Below are 17,232 nucleotides of genomic sequence, written 5' to 3'. Positions count from 1 at the left end.
CTTTGAAGGCGGCGGCACTGGCGTGTTTAACGTTTATAAAGCGGGCCGTAGTTCTGACAGGCGCGATAATCCTGACCTTCGCTGTCCATGCCATGCGCCGCCCACACAGATGGGCGATAAATCGCCTCGTCCTCAACGTTATGCATACACACAGGAATACGCAGCATCGAAGCGAGCGTAATCAAATCCGCGCCCACATGACCGACGGTCAGAACACCGTGATTCGCGCCCCAGTTCGACATCACAGACCAGACATCTTTGAACGGCCCTGCGCCGGTTAAACGTGGCGCAAACCAGGTCGTCGGCCACGAGGAATCGGTGCGTTTATCGAGCGTGTCGTGGACATCTTTCGGCAAATCAACGCTCCAGCCTTCGGCGATTTGTAGCACCGGGCCAACGCCTTTGATCAGGTTGATGCGGCTCATGGTAAACGGCACGCCGCCACGGGTCAGGAAGCGCGATGAGAAACCACCGCCACGGAAATACTCATGCACCGCAGGGCACCATTCAGTTGCAGCCAGGCAAGCATCGGCTTCTTGTTGGCTGATTTGCCAGTGCGGTTTCATGGTGGGATTGCCAGCGTCATCTTGCTGACGGCAGGTGCCATCGAGCGCCGCCGAACCTGAGTTAATCAGGTGGATAATGCCGTGTTCAGCCCGCCCGGTGAGCGCTTTGCCCGTCACACGTTTGACGACTTCCGGCGACCAGAAAGTACGCACATCGGCAAACACCTGCGCGGTGCCCGTCAGCAAATGGCCGAACAACATCGAGGCCCCATTCAGGCTGTCGTTTTCAGTTGCCACAACGTACGGCTGGCGAACGCCATGCCAGTCAAAAGAGCTATTGAGCAATGCTTCTGCGGTATCGCCATTCGGGTATTGATCCGTCCAGTGGCGCTGTCCCTGGAAACCTGCGGCGATGGCGTTGTAACCCAATGACTCTTCAACGCGCCCCTTCTCGGCAAGCCTGGTGTTGCCCTTCATCATGTCTCTGATACACATCGCCATCAGCAAACTTTCACGCAGGATTGCGTGGTTTTCCTGCTCTGTGCGGTGGTACTTCTCAGCGTTTTTATCTTCGCCGTATTTAAAGTTTTTATCCGCCCAGCTGAGTGCTAACTCAAGCTCTTGTTCATCATAGATTTTATGGTCGATGCGACGGCGTAGTTCCGTCATATCCACCGCCTGTACTTTCATGCCGAGGTACGATTCAAAGAAGTTGTGATCAACAATCGAACCCGCGATCCCCATCGAAACGCCACCCACCGACAAATAACTTTTGCCTTTCATACTGGCTACGGCAAGGCCCGCACGCGCAAAGCGCAACAGTTTTTCCTGCACATCTGCGGGAATAGACGTGTCGTCCGCTTCCTGCACGTCATGGCCGTAGATTGAAAACGCGGGCAGCCCTTTTTGATTATGCGCGGCCAGCGCTGCGGCCAGATAAACCGCGCCAGGACGCTCGGTGCCGTTAAATCCCCAAATAGCTTTCGGGCGCATCGGGTCCATATCAATGGTTTCGCTGCCGTAGCACCAGCATGGCGTTACTGTGATGGTCAGCCCGACATTCAGGCAACTAAATTTTTCTTCGCAGGCGGCGGACTCTGCCATTCCGGCAATCGTGGTATCAGCAATCACACATTCAACGGTTGTGCCGCAGGCATGACGTAATTGCTCACTAAGCAGTTGCGCCGTGGCCTTCGCCATATTCATGGTTTGTTCTTCAAGTGATTCGCGCACGCCCATTCTGCGGCCATCAATAACCGGGCGGATGCCTATTTTGGGTAAGGAATTAATATGGTTCATAAGAAACCTCATGTTGAAAATCTGTTTTTTGTGAACGAGATAAAGGCACTTAAACACACCGAAAAATGTGAATAGTGTAAAAAGTGAAAATTGCTAACTCGAATTAGCATAGATACCGAAGATTAAAATCGACAATATAATTATCTTTGAAGTGTGATGTTTTTCACGAGTTTTAGCGTTCAGGAGAAATGTTAAAAATAATGGATTTTTCGAGTAATAAATAACTTTACTATTTTCATATAGATGCATCATCAACACAGAGCTGCGTCACAATTTGATAGCAAATAATTTGTCGGAACCGCCGAGTTTGAATAGCTTTAAAACGGAAATGCTAACTCGAGTTAGCGAATTTGAATATTCAACGGGTTTTATACACAGAGGAAACCGGCGTGTGGGTCATGCACAATAACCTAGCCCCGGGAAAATAACTCTCTCACGTATCTGTCTTTCCCGTTAATTACCGACTGCGAACACCTGATCAATTCAAGGGAAAGCGCCATGTCAGACCATTTTTTGCAAATGAATAATATAACTAAACGATTTCCCGGGGTTCTGGCGCTGAGCAATGTCAGTTTCAATTTACGCCGTGGCGAAGTCCATGCTTTGCTTGGGGAAAATGGTGCGGGAAAATCAACACTCATGAAAATTCTCTCCGGCGTATATCGTCCGGACGAGGGTGAAATCATTTTCGAGGGGAATAAGGTCAAATTCGATAGCCCTCTTGATGCGCAAAAATTAGGTATCACTATCATTCATCAGGAATTTAATTTATTCCCGGACCTGACCGTTGAAGAGAATATTTATATTGGTCGTGAGTTTTGTAAAAACAATCGCTGGCGACTCGATGTCCCTGCCCAACGGGCGTCCGTAAAGGAAATCCTGGCAAAACTTAATCTTAAAATTAAACCCGAAACACGCGTTTCTGATTTAACGGTTGCACAGCAACAGATGGTCGAAATCGCCAAGGCCATTTCCGTCAATGCCAAAGTTCTGGTGATGGATGAACCGACGGCGGCACTCACTGAAAGCGAGATTGATAGCCTGTTTCGGGTCACGCGTTTGCTCAAAGAACAAGGCACTGGCGTGGTTTACATCTCGCATCGCCTGGAAGAACTGGCGCTCATCGCTGACCGCGCTACCGTGATGCGTGACGGGCAATACATAGATACTGTGGATTATGAAACGGTGCAAATCAGCGACCTGATTACCAAAATGGTTGGCCGTAAACTTGGCGATATTTACCCCCGTCGCCCGCCATTTACCGCGGATAAAAAAGTTCTGGAAGTTAAAAACCTTCAGCGTAAAGGCGTGCTCCACGATATTAATTTCAGCCTTCATCAGGGTGAAGTATTAGGTCTTTCAGGTTTAATGGGGGCCGGGCGAACTGAGCTTGCGCGCGCATTATTTGGTGCGGACCCGATTGATAGTGGCGAAATATGGCTTAATGGTGAATTAACCAAAATAGGTGATGTACATCAGGCCATCGAGAAAGGCATTGGCTATTTAACCGAAGACCGTAAAAAAGAAGGCCTGGCGTTAGGATTATCGGTCGAACTCAATATTATGCTAGGAAACTTCCCTGAGTATTCAGATAAGTTTGGCATCGTAAAAGAGAAACAGTGTGAAGAAACAAGCCAGAAATTAGTGAATGCATTACGTATTAAAACACCTCACTTACAACAAGCAGCCCTTAATCTTAGCGGTGGTAATCAACAGAAAATAATTATCGCCCGCTGGGTCTGCAAAGATACCGACATTTTAATTTTTGATGAGCCAACCCGGGGTATTGATGTAGGAGCAAAGCTGGAAATTTATGAATTGATGAATCGCCTGGTCGCTAAAGGGAAATCCATCATCATGATTTCATCTGAATTGCCCGAAATTCTTGGCATGTGCGATCGCATATTAGTGATGCGTAGCGGCCACATAGCAGGTGAGCTAAACCAAGCCAACGCCTCTCAGGAATCCATTATGAAATATGCGACGTTAGAGGACTGAATAATGACCGATTCATTAACGCCCACAAACCAACCGGTAAAAGCGCGCCGTTTGAATAAAGCACTTCTGATGCGCCTCGCGCCCTTATTCAGCCTGGTTTTGCTGGTGATATTTTTTAGCTTCAGTTCACCCTTCTTTTTTAACACTGAAAATATCATGACGATTGCGCTGCAAACGTCGGTGATTGGCATCATGGCAATAGGCGTGACTTACGTCATTATCACCTCGGGTATCGACTTGTCGTTAGGTTCCGTAGTGGCGTTTTCCGGCGTGGTGGTCGGGCTGTGTGCCTCTTACAGCATGCCGCTGATTGTTTGTGTGGTTGCCGGAATGCTCGCGGGCGGCTTATGCGGCTGTATTAATGGTTTCCTGGTCACGCGTGCCACTATTCCACCGTTCATTGCCACACTCGGCCTGATGATGTCAGTGCGCGGCATCAACATGGTAATGACCGACGGGCGCGCAATTTATTTCTCTGATTACCCGATGTTTAAAATGCTGGCTCAGGGCCGCCTGTTCGATGTGCTGCCCTACCCGGTCTTTTACCTGCTGATCATTGCGCTGGTCGCCGCGTGGATCCTGAAAAAAACGGTGATTGGACGCTATGTCTACGCCGTGGGCAGCAACGAAGTGGCGGCACATCTTTCAGGTATTAAGGTTCAGCGCGTCAAAATCTTTGTCTACGCCTTCTGCGGCCTGTTAACCGGCATCGCCGGGGTGATCCTCGCGTCACGTCTTAATTCTGGCCAGCCCACCGTGGGCGTGGGCTACGAACTCGAAGCCATTGCCGCAGTGGTAATTGGCGGCACCAGCCTGATGGGCGGCGTTGGCACAATCGGCGGCACCATTATTGGCGCATTCATTATGAGCGTGCTGAAAAACGGCCTCAACCTGATGGGGGTATCTCAATTCTGGCAGATGGTTGCGATGGGTATTGTGGTCATCGCTGCGGTTTATCTCGATACATTACGCAAGAAAATGCGTTAGCAGTCTGTTTATAAATAGAACGTTTTTACCCTACATAAAACCCGAACATAACGGAGCTAGTGAGATGAAAACTAAACATATTTTAGGTGCACTGTCCCTTGCTGCACTGATGGTCAGCACCGCCTACGCAAAGACATTAACGCTGCCGGTGGTGAGTAAGGGCTACCAGCATGAATTCTTCCAGACGGTAAAAATGGGTACTGTCGCGGCTGCGAAAGATTTAGGCGTCGAAACCAGTTTTGTTGGCCCGGCAGATGAAACCCAAATTGCTGAACAAATTCAGCTTATTGAAAACACCATGGCGAAAAAACCTGATGGTATTTTGCTGGCAGCGCTCGACGCTAACGCCCTGACGCCGCTGGTTGAAACCGCCAACAGCCGTGGGATTAAAATCGTTACCTTCGACTCCGGCGTAAATTCAGATATTCCTGCCAGCTTCGTTGCCACTAACAACGTCAAAGCAGGTGCTGAAGCCGCCGACGCGCTGGCCGCAGAGGTAGGCGGTAAAGGTAAAGTGGGGGTGATTGCACACGTTGCCGGAACCAGCTCCGCCATCGAACGCTCTGAAGGTTTCACCAAACAGATGAAAGAGAAGTACCCGCAGATTACCGTGCTGCCGGTGCAATACAGCGATGGCGATCCGCAAAAAGCGATGGATAAAACCACCGATATGGTTCAGGCAAATCCAGATTTAGTAGGGATCTACGCCACCAACGAAGGCTCAACGCTGGGTGTTGCCAACGCCATTGATAGCCTTGGCATTAAAGGCAAAGTGAAAGTCATTGGCTTCGACAGCACCGAAGCGATTATCGGCTTCCTGAAATCGGGCGTGCTGCAAGGCTTTGTGGTGCAGGATGCGTATCAGATTGGTTATCAGGGTATTAAAGCGCTGAATGATGCAATCAATGGTAAAGCCGTCGCCAAAGTGATTGATATCCCGGTCAAATTTGTCAGCATGAAGAACATTAACGATCCGGCAGTAGATAAGCTGCTGCATCCGTTTGGTAAGAAGTAAACCCAACGCCCCCCTTTGCGCCAACGTAAGGGGGCTGTCCGGTGAGAATGACAAACTGCGGTAGGTGTTTGAAGTTTTGGATTTATAATGGCGGCTATTTTTTGATAACGGACTGGGGAAAACGGACATGCCGAAGACGGTAGAACAAATCGCAACGGATCTCAGTTTGTCGGTCACGACAGTGAGACTGGTATTAAGCGGTAAAGCAGAACAATATCGAATCAGTCAGAAAACCCAGACCCGCATTAATGAGCATGTAGAACGTTACGGTTACACTATTAACCATTCAGCCCGCAGTCTGAAGTTAAATAAAACTGACACCCTGGGATTAATTATTCCCTGCATCTCCAACGTATTTTTTGCCACACTCGCTGAAAAATTAGAATTACGCTGTCGTAAATCTGGCTTTCAATTAATGATCAGCTGTACTTATAACGATGTTGATTATGAGAACAAACTGGTGAAAGCGCTTATTGCGCGTAATGTCGACGGTCTGTTTATTGCCCCTTCGACGCTTGAGAATCAACAGCACCATTTACGCCAGGTACAAAAACCACTGGTATTACTCGACCGTGATTTCAAATTTACCGATAACGCGCTGGTTGAGAGTGATAACTTTGCCGGTGGTGTAACGCTCACTCAGTCCATGCTTGAGGCCGGGAAAAAGCCGCTGTGGTTTTTGGTGGGCGACACCGCGCTGCCCAGTATTCACGACCGTTTGCAAGGGTATCTTGATGCGCTCAGGCAAAACGAATTAAGTGCAGAACACTGGGTTGCAGAGGCGCAGGACAATACGCCGGAAGGCGGTGCGCAACTGATGAAAGACCTTATCGCGCGCGTCGGAGTACCTGAAGCCTTTATTGCGTCGTCATTGCCAATGCTTGAAGGCGCAATAAAAACGATTCGCGAACATTGTGGCGTTATTCCGCAACACATCAATATTGGCACATTCGATGAACACCCAATGTTAGGGTTTTTATCCAATAATGTCTGGTCCATGCGCCAGGATGAAGACACCTGGGCTGAGAAAGCGTTTGAATTAATGCAGCTGGCAATTGACGGGCAACCGGCAATGCGAACAGAAAAGGTTAATATGGTGCTAATCAAGCGTGAGAGTAATCACTGAATATTATTTTCACCGTTCAAAGAATATGGAGAAAAGAAATGGAAAGAGATGTACTGGCACGTGAAATAATAGACACCTGCCTTGAAATGACGCGCCTGGGTTTAAATCAGGGAACCGCTGGGAATATTAGCGTGCGTTATCAGGGTGGCATGTTAATCACCCCGACGGGCACACCCTACGAGCGTTTAACCGAGTCCAATATTGTGTTTGTCGATGCCGACGGCCAGTTTGAAGAGGGCAAAATCCCTTCTAGCGAGTGGCGTTTTCATCAGGCCGTTTATCAGGCCCGTCCCGATGCCAACGCCGTAGTGCATAACCATGCCGTCCATTGCACGGCGGTGTCGATTCTCAACCGCCCGATTCCTGCAATCCATTACATGATCGCCGTCGGTGGCGGGAACACGATTCCTTGCGCCCCGTACGCCACGTTTGGCACTAAAAAACTCTCAGAACATGTTTATGAGGCGATGAGAGATCGCAAAGCCACGTTGCTGCAACATCACGGCCTGATTGCCTGCGAAGAAAACCTGCAAAAAGCATTGTGGCTGGCGCACGAAGTGGAAGTGCTGGCGCGGTTATATCTCACCACGCTTGCCATCGTCGACCCGGTGCCGGTGCTGCCCGATGAAGAAATTGCCATTGTTCTTGAGAAGTTCAAAAGCTACGGCTTGCGGATTGAAGAATAACTATAATTTCCAGCGTCCTAAAAACCGGCGCTGGAAATTATGCTAAAGGTGGATGACGCTAGAAAGTTCTTCGTAGGTCAGATAAGCGATAGCGTCATCCGACAAAACCTGTTTAACCGGCTTTTGCAGCAGTGACTTCTTGCCCCACTAAGCCAATCTTCAAATACCCTGCCTGATGCAGCGTATCCATCACATTCATCATAGTTTCGTAATCAACCGATTTGTCTGCGCGGAAGAAGATTGTGGTGTCTTTCTTGCCTTCCGTCGCCGCCATCAGCGTGTTAACCATGTTCTCCTGAGTGACTTCATCGTTCCCAATAAACATAGTTTTGTCCGCTTTGACGGAGAGATAGATCGGTTTTTCAGGGCGCGGCTGCGGCTGGCTTGAAGACGCGGGAAGGTTAACCTTCACATCGACCGTCGCAAGCGGCGCTGCCACCATGAAGATAATCAGCAACACCAACATGACATCGATAAACGGCGTCACGTTGATATCATGCATTTCGCCGTTATCGTCGTGGTTTTCATTAAAACTCATTGCCATGGGATCAACCTACACGCAGTTTCTGAGCTGTACGTACCGGGCGAGACTGAGAGCTTGCAGCCAAATCCAGGTCACGACTTTGCAACAGCAGAACCTGAGCGGCAACATCACCCAACGAGGCTTTATAGCCGCCAATCACACGGGCAAACACGTTATAAATAACAACCGCTGGGATTGCTGCAACCAGGCCGATAGCCGTTGCCAGCAATGCTTCTGCGATACCCGGCGCGACGACCGCCAGGTTGGTGGTTTGCGACTGAGCAATACCAATGAAGCTGTTCATGATGCCCCAGACGGTACCAAACAGACCGACGAACGGGGAAATTGCACCGATGGTCGCAAGGAAGCCGTTACCGCGTCCCATGTGACGACCTGCCGCCGCAACACGGCGCTCAAGACGGAAACCGGTACGCTCTTTAATGCCTTCGTTATCTTCACTGCCGGCGGAAAGCTCAAGCTCGTTTTGCGCTTCATTGATAAGCATGGTGCTAAGGCTTCTCGCATCAAACGTTTCAGCCATTTCACTGGCTTCATCCAGAGAGCGGGCATTAGCCAGTTGCTGCTGCTCGCGCTTAAGACGGCGCTTCTGCGAAGACAGCTCAACACTTTTGCTAAAGAAGATTGCCCAGGTGACGACAGAAGCCAGAATCAGGCCGATCATCACAATTTTTACCACGATGTCGGCATGCTGATACATGCCCCAGACAGAGAGGTCTGTCTGCATCAAATTATTCGTCACTCTTACTCTCCACCACGAAATAATACAAAAACTGGTCGTAATAATATCAAAACGGTATCGAATTGATAGTAGTTCTCATTAGTATTTAAAGAGTGCCTGAAATTGTCTATGCATTCCTTGCGCTTACGCAGCAAAAAGATGATAAGTTAAGTTTAGACATCCAGATGGTTAAACAGGGTAAAGTGAACATGACTGCGAAGAAGCACATCGAAACGGCGCTGGTTAATGCCGGGCGCGATAAAAAATTCACCCAGGGTTCGGTTAACAGCGTCATTCAACGCGCTTCCTCGTTGGTTTTTGAAACTGTAGAAGCGAAAAAACAGGCGACGGCTAACCGCGCAAAAGGCGAGCTTTTTTATGGCCGCCGCGGCACCCTCACTCATTTCTCGTTACAAGAAGCGATGTGCGAACTGGAAGGCGGCGTGGGTTGTGCGCTTTACCCTTGCGGCGCGGCAGCCGTTGCCAATGCGATTCTGGCATTCGTCGAGCAAGGCGATAATGTGCTGATGACCGGTAGCGCTTACGAACCTAGCCAGGATTTTTGCACCAAAATTCTCGCCAAACTCGGCGTCACCACCACCTGGTTCGACCCGATGATTGGCGAAGGCATTGCCGAACTGGTGCAGCCCAATACTAAAGTCGTATTTCTGGAATCGCCAGGCTCTATCACAATGGAAGTACATGACGTTCCAGCGATTGTTAAGGCGATTCGTCGCGTTGCCCCTGACGCCATTATTATGATTGATAACACCTGGGCTGCGGGCATTCTGTTTAAGGCACTGGATTTCGGCATTGATATTTCGATTCAGGCGGGCACTAAGTATCTGATTGGCCATTCCGATGCGATGGTGGGTACGGCGGTGTCGAACGCACGTTGCTGGGACCAGTTGCGCGAGAATTCATATTTGATGGGGCAGATGCTGGATGCCGACACGGCGTATATGACCAGTCGTGGTCTACGTACCCTGGCGGTGCGCCTGCGCCAACATCATGAAAGCAGTTTAAAAGTTGCCGAATGGCTGGCGCAACATCCGCAGGTTGAACGCGTCAATCACCCTGCACTGCCCGGCAGCAAAGGGCATGAGTTCTGGAAACGAGACTTTACAGGCAGCAGCGGTTTATTCTCATTTGTGCTTAAAAAGCGCTTGAGTAATGACCAGTATCAACACTACCTGGACAATTTCCACTATTTTAGTATGGCTTATTCCTGGGGTGGCTATGAATCGCTTATTCTCGCCAACCAACCGGAAGAACTGGCGGAAATCCGCCCGGCAGGCGGAGTTGACTTCACCGGAACCTTAGTTCGCGTGCATATCGGACTTGAGAATGTTGACGATCTGATTGCCGATCTCGACGCAGGTTTCCAGCGTATTGCCTAAAATTGCCAGAAGTGGATGCCATAAAAGACAGTTTTTTCCGTTTCGAAATGATTTGTTGAGTCTGCGATCATGAAGTCGAAGGGGTTTTAGCGTTACACTATGACCACAAGATTAAGGCCCCTTTAACCGGGGCCTCAAATACTAAGGTGCGCCTAATCTTCATACTGTAGATTCACGCGTGCTCATTAAAGCAGTTCCACAGGATTTGCCATGGCTGTTATACACAATATCGTTCAGGCGCTTTGGCAACATGACTTTGCTGCACTCGCGGACCCTCATGTTGTTGGAGTGGTTTATTGCGTCATGTTTGCGACGCTGTTTCTCGAAAATGGATTACTGCCCGCCTCGTTTTTGCCAGGCGACAGTCTGCTATTGCTCGCGGGAGCGCTGGTCGCGAAAGGCGTGATGGGGTTTATCCCGACAATCATTATTTTGACCGCGGCAGCAAGCCTCGGTTGCTGGTTGAGCTACGCGCAAGGTCGCTGGCTCGGTAATACCAAAATCGTGAAAAGCTGGCTCAAGCAACTCCCGCCGCAGTATCACCAGCGGGCAACGGTGATGTTTGACAGACACGGTTTATTCGCTCTGTTAGCCGGACGTTTTTTGGCGTTTGTACGCACGCTTTTACCCACCATGGCGGGGATTTCCGGCCTCAGCAATCGTCGTTTCCAGGTGTTTAACTGGTTGAGCGGCTTATTATGGGTCGGCAGCGTGAGCAGTCTAGGTTACGCCCTCAGCATGATTCCTTTCGTTAAACGCCATGAAGATCAGGTTATGACTTGCCTGATGATTCTCCCGATGGTGCTGCTGGTTGCAGGCCTGGTGGGGACACTGTTTGTGGTTATCAGGAAAAAATTTAATCCTGCTTAACTTTTGAGTCGGTCGGGATAACATGACGTTTTCCCGGCCAACGCCATTCATGAATACCCTCTCATCTTTATCCCTCACCATAAATTATCCATGTTATGGATATAGTTAAATCTCATAATCAATCACAAATCCTCTTTTCCCCATTCAGACGAAAGAACTGATCTTCCTGATGACTTATAAATAAAAAGGCACCCCAACCTGATTATTTAGCTATTCGTCTTAATGGAGAAATATAATGCAATTAGATTTCACACTTAATATTAGCGACGACACATGGTATCCGACCGCTGACATCAGTGGCTTCAAAGCCAAACCCGGAAACAGCATTGATATTAAAGAAAAACTCGTAGTGACATTTACTGCCCCAGGCAAAATAACCGAAGGCGACATTAATATTTCTTCCGACCCGTGGCTTGCTTTCAATACCAAAATTGAAGCAAGCGAAATTGGCGGTGGATTATTTGATATTAAGCTAACAATAACTTCTGCCGATGGAAGCCATATCGGCAATATCATTAATAATATTCATTTGGGCATTAATGCTTCCTCTGATTCCACCCCCGCCTGGTCGACGTTGAGCGATACTTTTACTATCGCAGCGGATGAAGATCCGAACGTGAGTGGGCAGTTGACGGTCAAATGCGCCACACCTCCCGCCGGGCTTGAAAATGAAACAGTAGAATTAAACCTGGTTCGCGGTGAAAAAACCGAACACTTAACGCTGAAATTCGGCACGGCCACCTACAATATCGCAGCCGGTAACTATCAGGCTTCAGTCGCCGACCTGAAAAAAGCCGACGGCACCCTTCGCGCACCGGCGCAGTTAAGCGCTTCCGAGTTGACGATCGCCCAGGGTAAGACCACCACGCTCAACATCACTTTCGGCAAGGCAGAACGCAGCACCACCATCGATATTGCTCTCGATGTGGATAGCATTCCCGCCCTGCACAACGAAAGTTTCCACCTTGTTTATCAGGAAAATGGTGTTGAAGAAGGAAGCGGCGAATTACGCTCCGGCGAACAGCAGCGCCTGGATCAGCTGCCCGCCAGCGGCAAATTCATTCTGAGCATTGCCGAACGCCGACTGAACAATATTCATTACACCTTCGACAGCTTCACAGGCGATCTCAACGGCCAGTATCACGACCTGGTATTCAGGCAGGGGCAGGTTCATCAAAACGCCGATACGCCAGCCAACGCCGCGAAAGTGACGGTAAAAGTCACGGCTGCAAAAGCCGCTGGCACCACGTTCAGCCTGCATTTGAAAGACGGCGCGACGCCGCCGCGCGAATATCGTTTTGAGAACCTGCCAGCTCAGCAAGGAAATTTAGAACAAGCGATTAAGGTTGCTCCCGGCACCTATACCGTTGAATCCAGCACCTTTATTGATGGTGGTGTGCTGCATTATGTCGACGTAGGCCCTAATCCCTTCACGGTAAAAAGCAACACCCCAGCGCAACTGTCCGTGGCAATCACCGAAGGGGCAAACTTGCACGTTAAAGGTTTCCCGGAATTCCTCAGTTTCGGGGCATGTGCAGATATGTCGCCGACCAACGTTAACGATTTCGCCGAAGCGCGCGTGGCGTCGCTGTTCAAATATTCCGGCGATGACGGCATGGGTGACGCAGGCGGTTTCCTCGATCCGGCCAAAGAACCGACGGCCAAAATCATTGAAATGGCCCGCGACGTTTCCGCCAAACTTAACGATTCGGTATTACCAGTGATGGTTTCTTACACCTGTAACCTGTCGTTAGGCGATGTGCCGAATATCATCGGCGATCCGGTACGCCATAAATTTAGCTTCGCTAACTTTATCCAGGCTCTGAAAATGGCGCAGGAAGCCAAAGACGCCAGCCATCCGGTGCCTGCCGGTTTTATCGTTAACCCGGATTATCTCGGTGAATGTCAGAAATATGGTTTTACGCCGGACTACGCCATTCCGGTACGCAAACCGCTGGGTGAAGCGCTCGCTCATCACGGTGTGAATGTGGCGATCCCCGCAGGGATCACCGACACGCTCAAAGGGTATATCAAAGGGGTAAACTGGCTGGTGCGCGTTGTCGCCCCGGATGTCGTGCTCGGCTGGCAGGTTAATCTGTGGAGCATCGGCGGTTCGCAATGGGTTTATAACGATTTCAGCTATGACGATGTGTTCGACCCTGTCGACGGTCAGAAAAAGAAAATGACCATCAGTCCGGAGCTTGCGGGTAAATTAACGGCGGAATATGCGCTGCTGGTTGGCGTGTTTGAAGAAACCGCCTATACCGATGCGAAAGGCAAAAACATCGTGGCTAAAGGTGCCGATTTTATGGCGGTCGACCGCTATGAAGCCGACGACTTTACGCTTCGCGCCTATATGAACGGCTACTGTTACTCGCCGTACGAATGGGATCGCACCTTTGATTACTGCGCATCGTTAAGCCGTCATTTGCGCCAGCCGGTACTGCCATGGCAGATCCCGGCCAGCCGCCTGGCGACAAAATCCGAACAGGTTAACAATGTCGCCACTGAATTTTGGGGCACCGGCGGCAGCTATCTGATGGGCCATGCAGAAATCGGCAACTCGGTGGATGCAATAAATGAAACGCTGCTGAATATTGAGTTTCCCAGCGTTCATGCCGGAATGATGGGGCGTAATCCGAGGGAGTTGTTCAACCGCCACCCGTGGGATGTGACGACGCCGAAGTATCTGGACTTCCCTTCGCGCGGCATTTTCCATGTGCAGGTAGGCGGCGGTGCGACAACAGGCGCGGTCAGCGCGGTAAACATGGATAGCAGTAAATGGATGCGTGCAAAACTCAAAGCGTATCGAGACAATCCGGTTAAATTTAAAAGCTAACACGTTCACTCGGTGCCCCTGATTCAGGGGCACTTTTTTTATATCACTCGCATACGCGCCGCATCTTCCCCCGGTGTCACGCCAAAATAGCGCTTAAACTCGCGGCTAAACTGCGAGGCACTTTCATAGCCAACACGAATCGCCGCAGTGCTGGCTTTCATGCCGTCGTGCAAAATCAGCATCCGCGCTTTGTGCAGTCGATAACTCTTAAGATATTGCAGCGGCGAAGTGCTGGTGACCGACTTAAAGTTATGGTGGAACGCTGACACACTCATGTTCGCTTCGGCGGCCAGTTGGTCCACAGAAAGGTTTTCGGTGTATTGCGTTTCGATGCGTCTGAGCACACGGCTAATCAGGCTGAAATGCGTTTGGCGGCTGACCAGCGCCAGTAGCGCGCCGCCGCACGGCCCGATCAAAATGTGGTAGAGGATTTCGCGGATTATCTGTTTACCCAAAATACGCGCATCAAGCGGGTGTTCCAGCACGTCCAGTAAACGTTCGGCGGCACAAAGTATTTCTTCTGAAAGCTCCGCGGAGTTAATCCCGGTTGAACTGGTTTGCGGATGCGATAAATCATCTTCGCCTATGTCCATCAGTAAATCCTGAAGCTGCAAAATATCAATGTTAATGCGCACCCCAGCCAAGGGTGTTTCAGGCGTGGCAAAGGTTTCACATTCAAAAGGCAATGGCACCGTCAGCAGCAGATATTCGTTGGCGTCGTAGCGGAAAACGCGATCGTTCAAATAACCCGTTTTTTGGCCTGAAAAGAGAATAATGATCCCCGGCTCATACATTACCGGCGTGCGGGCATAAGGCTTAGTGCCATAGAGCAATGTGACATTTGGCACTGAACACAAGCCACTATTTTCTTTTTCAATCAAACAATTAATTTTATTCGCTAATTGCTGGCAAATCGCTTTCCGCTTCATCTTTTTCATCTCAACAGGGCTTTTGTGACCTTGTCAGTGTGCTACTAAATTTTCTATTTCTCCAGCTACCAGTAGAAATAGGCAAGACAAAGGCAGGAATAAGCATTGAGAGATAACCACTCGAAGCCGACAATGGCTACCATCAAATGAGTTAAGCAATGTCCCTCGTTATCCACACCACAGGAACCCATAATGAACAATTTCAACCTACATACTCCAACCCGCATCCTGTTTGGTAAAGGCGCTATCTCCGAACTGCGCGCACAAATTCCAGCTGATGCTCGCGTACTGATTACTTACGGCGGCGGCAGCGTGAAGAAAAACGGCGTGCTGGACCAGGTTTACGCCGCACTTGAAGGCCTTGATGTGCTGGAGTTCAGCGGCATTGAGCCAAACCCAACTTATGAAACGCTGATGAAAGCCGTCGAGGTTGTTCGCCAGCAGAAAGTCACTTTCCTGTTAGCGGTCGGCGGCGGTTCTGTGCTGGACGGTACAAAATTCATTGCTGCTGCGGCTAACTACCCGGCTGATATCGACCCGTGGAATATTTTGCTGACGCACGGTAATGACGTGAAAAGCGCGATTCCAATGGGTTCTGTTCTGACCCTGCCTGCTACCGGTTCTGAATCAAACAAAGGTGCGGTAGTTTCCCGCCGCGCAACCGGTGACAAACAGGCGTTTATGTCTGAACACGTACAGCCTGTGTTTGCGGTGCTTGACCCGGTTTACACCTACACCCTGCCACCGCGTCAGGTTGCGAATGGGGTAGTTGATGCGTTTGTTCACACTGTTGAGCAATACATCACTTACCCGGTGAATGCCAAAGTACAAGACCGTTTTGCCGAAGGTATTCTGCTCACGCTGGTTGAAGACGGCCCAATTGCACTCAAAGAGCCAGAGAATTATGACGTTCGTGCCAATGTCATGTGGGCGGCGACCATGGCGCTGAACGGCTTGATTGGTGCTGGTGTGCCGCAGGACTGGGCGACGCACATGCTGGGTCACGAACTGACCGCAATGCACGGTCTGGATCATGCGCAGACTCTGGCGGTGGTTCTGCCTTCTCTGTTGAATGAAAAGCGTAATGAAAAACGCGGCAAACTGCTGCAATACGCTGAGCGCGTGTGGAATATCACTGAAGGTTCTGAAGAAGAACGTATTGATGCTGCAATTGCCGCAACACGCAATTTCTTCGAGCAAATGGGTGCTCCAACCCGCCTGTCTGCATACGGTCTGGACGGCAGTACCATCCCGGCATTGCTTGTAAAACTGGAAGAAAAAGGCATGACCAAATTGGGCGAGCGCCAGGACATTACTCTGGATGTCAGCCGTCGCATTTACGAAGCTGCCCGCTAAGTAATTTAGCCATTTGGTTTTCGTTTTTGAGGATTTGGTCCAGACTTAAACGCAATTGTTACACTGGGAGCCCCCTCCCAGTGAATCATTCATTAAGGAGGAATGCATGGGAAATCCAACCATAATCAAGCTCCAGGACGGGAACGTAATGCCGCAACTGGGCCTCGGTGTCTGGCAAGCCAGCAACGATCAGGTTCTGATAGCAATCGAAAAAGCGCTGGAAGTCGGCTATCGCTCCATTGATACCGCGGCGGCGTACAAGAACGAAGACGGTGTAGGCAATGCGCTAAAACATGCCGGTGTCCCGCGAGAAGAATTGTTCATCACCACCAAGCTCTGGAATGACGATCAGCAACGTCCCCGCCAGGCGCTGGAAGATAGCCTCGATAAACTCCAGTTAGATTACGTTGATCTATATCTGATGCACTGGCCAGTTCCCAGCAAAGATCATTATGTCGAAGCCTGGAAAGGCATGATTGAGCTGCAAAAACAGGGACTGGTGAAAAGTATTGGCGTGTGTAATTTCCAGCTTAACCATCTCCAGCGTCTGATTGATGAAACGGGCGTTTCACCCGTGATCAACCAGATTGAGCTGCATCCGTTATTGCAACAACGCCAGCTTCATTCCTGGAATGCGACCCACAAAATTCAGACTGAATCCTGGAGTCCACTGGCCCAGGGTGGCGAAGGTGTGTTTGACCAGAAAATCATCCGAGATCTTGCGGATAAATATGGTAAAACTCCCGCGCAGATTGTCATTCGCTGGCATCTGGATAGCGGCCTGGTGGTGATTCCGAAGTCTGTTACGCCAGCACGAATCGCTGAGAACTTTGATGTATTTGATTTCCGTCTCGATAAAGACGAACTGAGCGAAATTGCGAAGTTGGATAAAGGTAAGCGTCTGGGGCCAGACCCGGATGTGTTTGGTAGTTAAGGTTTAAAACAACCCTCACCCCGAC

The 17,232-nt window shown here is 49.9% G+C and carries 14 protein-coding genes; 10 read left to right on the top strand and 4 right to left on the bottom strand.

Going from position 1 to position 17,232, the window contains the following annotated elements:
* Positions 1-26 precede the first annotated feature (26 nt).
* Positions 27-1,805: an L-fucose isomerase gene (gene fucI, locus GBAG_RS02720; RefSeq protein ID WP_034493307.1), complete on the bottom strand. Its 1,779-nt coding sequence runs from the start codon at positions 1,803-1,805 to the stop codon at positions 27-29.
* Between the two features lie 498 nt (positions 1,806-2,303).
* Here fucI and GBAG_RS02715 point away from each other — a divergent pair, with 498 nt between their 5' ends.
* From GBAG_RS02715 to fucA, 5 genes are all read left to right on the top strand, one after another.
* Complete coding sequence (locus GBAG_RS02715; RefSeq protein ID WP_034493305.1) at positions 2,304-3,803, top strand: sugar ABC transporter ATP-binding protein; 1,500 nt, start codon at positions 2,304-2,306, stop codon at positions 3,801-3,803.
* Between the two features lie 3 nt (positions 3,804-3,806).
* Positions 3,807-4,790 carry an ABC transporter permease gene (locus tag GBAG_RS02710; protein WP_034493304.1) on the top strand — a complete coding sequence of 328 codons (984 nt, stop codon included), beginning with the start codon at positions 3,807-3,809 and terminating at the stop codon, positions 4,788-4,790.
* Between the two features lie 64 nt (positions 4,791-4,854).
* Positions 4,855-5,805: an ABC transporter substrate-binding protein gene (locus GBAG_RS02705; protein WP_034493302.1), complete on the top strand. Its 951-nt coding sequence runs from the start codon at positions 4,855-4,857 to the stop codon at positions 5,803-5,805.
* A 127-nt stretch (positions 5,806-5,932) separates the two neighbouring features.
* A complete protein-coding gene (locus GBAG_RS02700) occupies positions 5,933-6,931 on the top strand; it encodes a LacI family DNA-binding transcriptional regulator (protein ID WP_034493301.1) in 999 nt (332 codons plus the stop codon).
* Positions 6,932-6,969: 38 nt separating this feature from the next.
* A complete protein-coding gene (gene fucA, locus GBAG_RS02695) occupies positions 6,970-7,617 on the top strand; it encodes an L-fuculose-phosphate aldolase (RefSeq protein ID WP_034493300.1) in 648 nt (215 codons plus the stop codon).
* 112 nt (positions 7,618-7,729) lie between these two features.
* Here the strand turns inward: fucA and exbD are convergent, their stop codons facing one another.
* Together exbD and exbB are read right to left on the bottom strand one after the other, a co-directional pair.
* Entirely contained in the window at positions 7,730-8,161 is a 432-nt protein-coding gene (exbD, locus tag GBAG_RS02690) for a TonB system transport protein ExbD (RefSeq protein WP_034493298.1), read from the bottom strand.
* 4 nt (positions 8,162-8,165) lie between these two features.
* Positions 8,166-8,900, bottom strand: a complete 735-nt coding sequence (gene exbB, locus GBAG_RS02685; protein ID WP_034493297.1) for a tol-pal system-associated acyl-CoA thioesterase — start codon at positions 8,898-8,900, stop codon at positions 8,166-8,168.
* A gap of 164 nt (positions 8,901-9,064) precedes the next feature.
* Here exbB and metC point away from each other — a divergent pair, with 164 nt between their 5' ends.
* From metC to GBAG_RS02670, 3 genes are all read left to right on the top strand, one after another.
* Positions 9,065-10,279: a cystathionine beta-lyase gene (gene metC / locus GBAG_RS02680; RefSeq protein WP_081908369.1), complete on the top strand. Its 1,215-nt coding sequence runs from the start codon at positions 9,065-9,067 to the stop codon at positions 10,277-10,279.
* 210 nt (positions 10,280-10,489) lie between these two features.
* Entirely contained in the window at positions 10,490-11,149 is a 660-nt protein-coding gene (locus tag GBAG_RS02675) for a DedA family protein (RefSeq protein ID WP_034493296.1), read from the top strand.
* A 235-nt stretch (positions 11,150-11,384) separates the two neighbouring features.
* Positions 11,385-13,988, top strand: a complete 2,604-nt coding sequence (locus GBAG_RS02670) for a hypothetical protein (protein WP_034493294.1) — start codon at positions 11,385-11,387, stop codon at positions 13,986-13,988.
* Positions 13,989-14,026: 38 nt separating this feature from the next.
* Here the strand turns inward: GBAG_RS02670 and GBAG_RS02665 are convergent, their stop codons facing one another.
* Positions 14,027-14,917: an AraC family transcriptional regulator gene (locus GBAG_RS02665; protein ID WP_034493291.1), complete on the bottom strand. Its 891-nt coding sequence runs from the start codon at positions 14,915-14,917 to the stop codon at positions 14,027-14,029.
* A 192-nt stretch (positions 14,918-15,109) separates the two neighbouring features.
* On the opposite strand from GBAG_RS02665, the gene yqhD reads away from it, so the two are divergent.
* Complete coding sequence (yqhD, locus tag GBAG_RS02660) at positions 15,110-16,273, top strand: alcohol dehydrogenase (protein ID WP_034493290.1); 1,164 nt, start codon at positions 15,110-15,112, stop codon at positions 16,271-16,273.
* 106 nt (positions 16,274-16,379) lie between these two features.
* Positions 16,380-17,207 carry a 2,5-didehydrogluconate reductase DkgA gene (gene dkgA, locus GBAG_RS02655; protein ID WP_034493288.1) on the top strand — a complete coding sequence of 276 codons (828 nt, stop codon included), beginning with the start codon at positions 16,380-16,382 and terminating at the stop codon, positions 17,205-17,207.
* Positions 17,208-17,232 lie beyond the last annotated feature (25 nt).

This window comes from Buttiauxella agrestis ATCC 33320, assembly GCF_000735355.1.
Taxonomy (GTDB): domain Bacteria; phylum Pseudomonadota; class Gammaproteobacteria; order Enterobacterales; family Enterobacteriaceae; genus Buttiauxella; species Buttiauxella agrestis.
The sequence above is the reverse complement of the archived record's forward strand: the minus strand, read 5'-3'. Positions and strand labels throughout refer to the sequence as shown.

Excerpts from the sequence above, each read along its gene's own strand:
- fucI (WP_034493307.1), bottom strand. The coding sequence starts at position 1,805 with ATGAACCATATTAATTCCTTACCCAAAATAGGCATCCGCCCGGTTATT.
- GBAG_RS02715 (WP_034493305.1), top strand. The coding sequence starts at position 2,304 with ATGTCAGACCATTTTTTGCAAATGAATAATATAACTAAACGATTTCCC.
- GBAG_RS02710 (WP_034493304.1), top strand. The coding sequence starts at position 3,807 with ATGACCGATTCATTAACGCCCACAAACCAACCGGTAAAAGCGCGCCGT.
- GBAG_RS02705 (WP_034493302.1), top strand. The coding sequence starts at position 4,855 with ATGAAAACTAAACATATTTTAGGTGCACTGTCCCTTGCTGCACTGATG.
- GBAG_RS02700 (WP_034493301.1), top strand. The coding sequence starts at position 5,933 with ATGCCGAAGACGGTAGAACAAATCGCAACGGATCTCAGTTTGTCGGTC.
- fucA (WP_034493300.1), top strand. The coding sequence starts at position 6,970 with ATGGAAAGAGATGTACTGGCACGTGAAATAATAGACACCTGCCTTGAA.
- exbD (WP_034493298.1), bottom strand. The coding sequence starts at position 8,161 with ATGGCAATGAGTTTTAATGAAAACCACGACGATAACGGCGAAATGCAT.
- metC (WP_081908369.1), top strand. The coding sequence starts at position 9,065 with ATGGTTAAACAGGGTAAAGTGAACATGACTGCGAAGAAGCACATCGAA.
- GBAG_RS02675 (WP_034493296.1), top strand. The coding sequence starts at position 10,490 with ATGGCTGTTATACACAATATCGTTCAGGCGCTTTGGCAACATGACTTT.
- GBAG_RS02670 (WP_034493294.1), top strand. The coding sequence starts at position 11,385 with ATGCAATTAGATTTCACACTTAATATTAGCGACGACACATGGTATCCG.
- GBAG_RS02665 (WP_034493291.1), bottom strand. The coding sequence starts at position 14,917 with ATGAAGCGGAAAGCGATTTGCCAGCAATTAGCGAATAAAATTAATTGT.
- yqhD (WP_034493290.1), top strand. The coding sequence starts at position 15,110 with ATGAACAATTTCAACCTACATACTCCAACCCGCATCCTGTTTGGTAAA.
- dkgA (WP_034493288.1), top strand. The coding sequence starts at position 16,380 with ATGGGAAATCCAACCATAATCAAGCTCCAGGACGGGAACGTAATGCCG.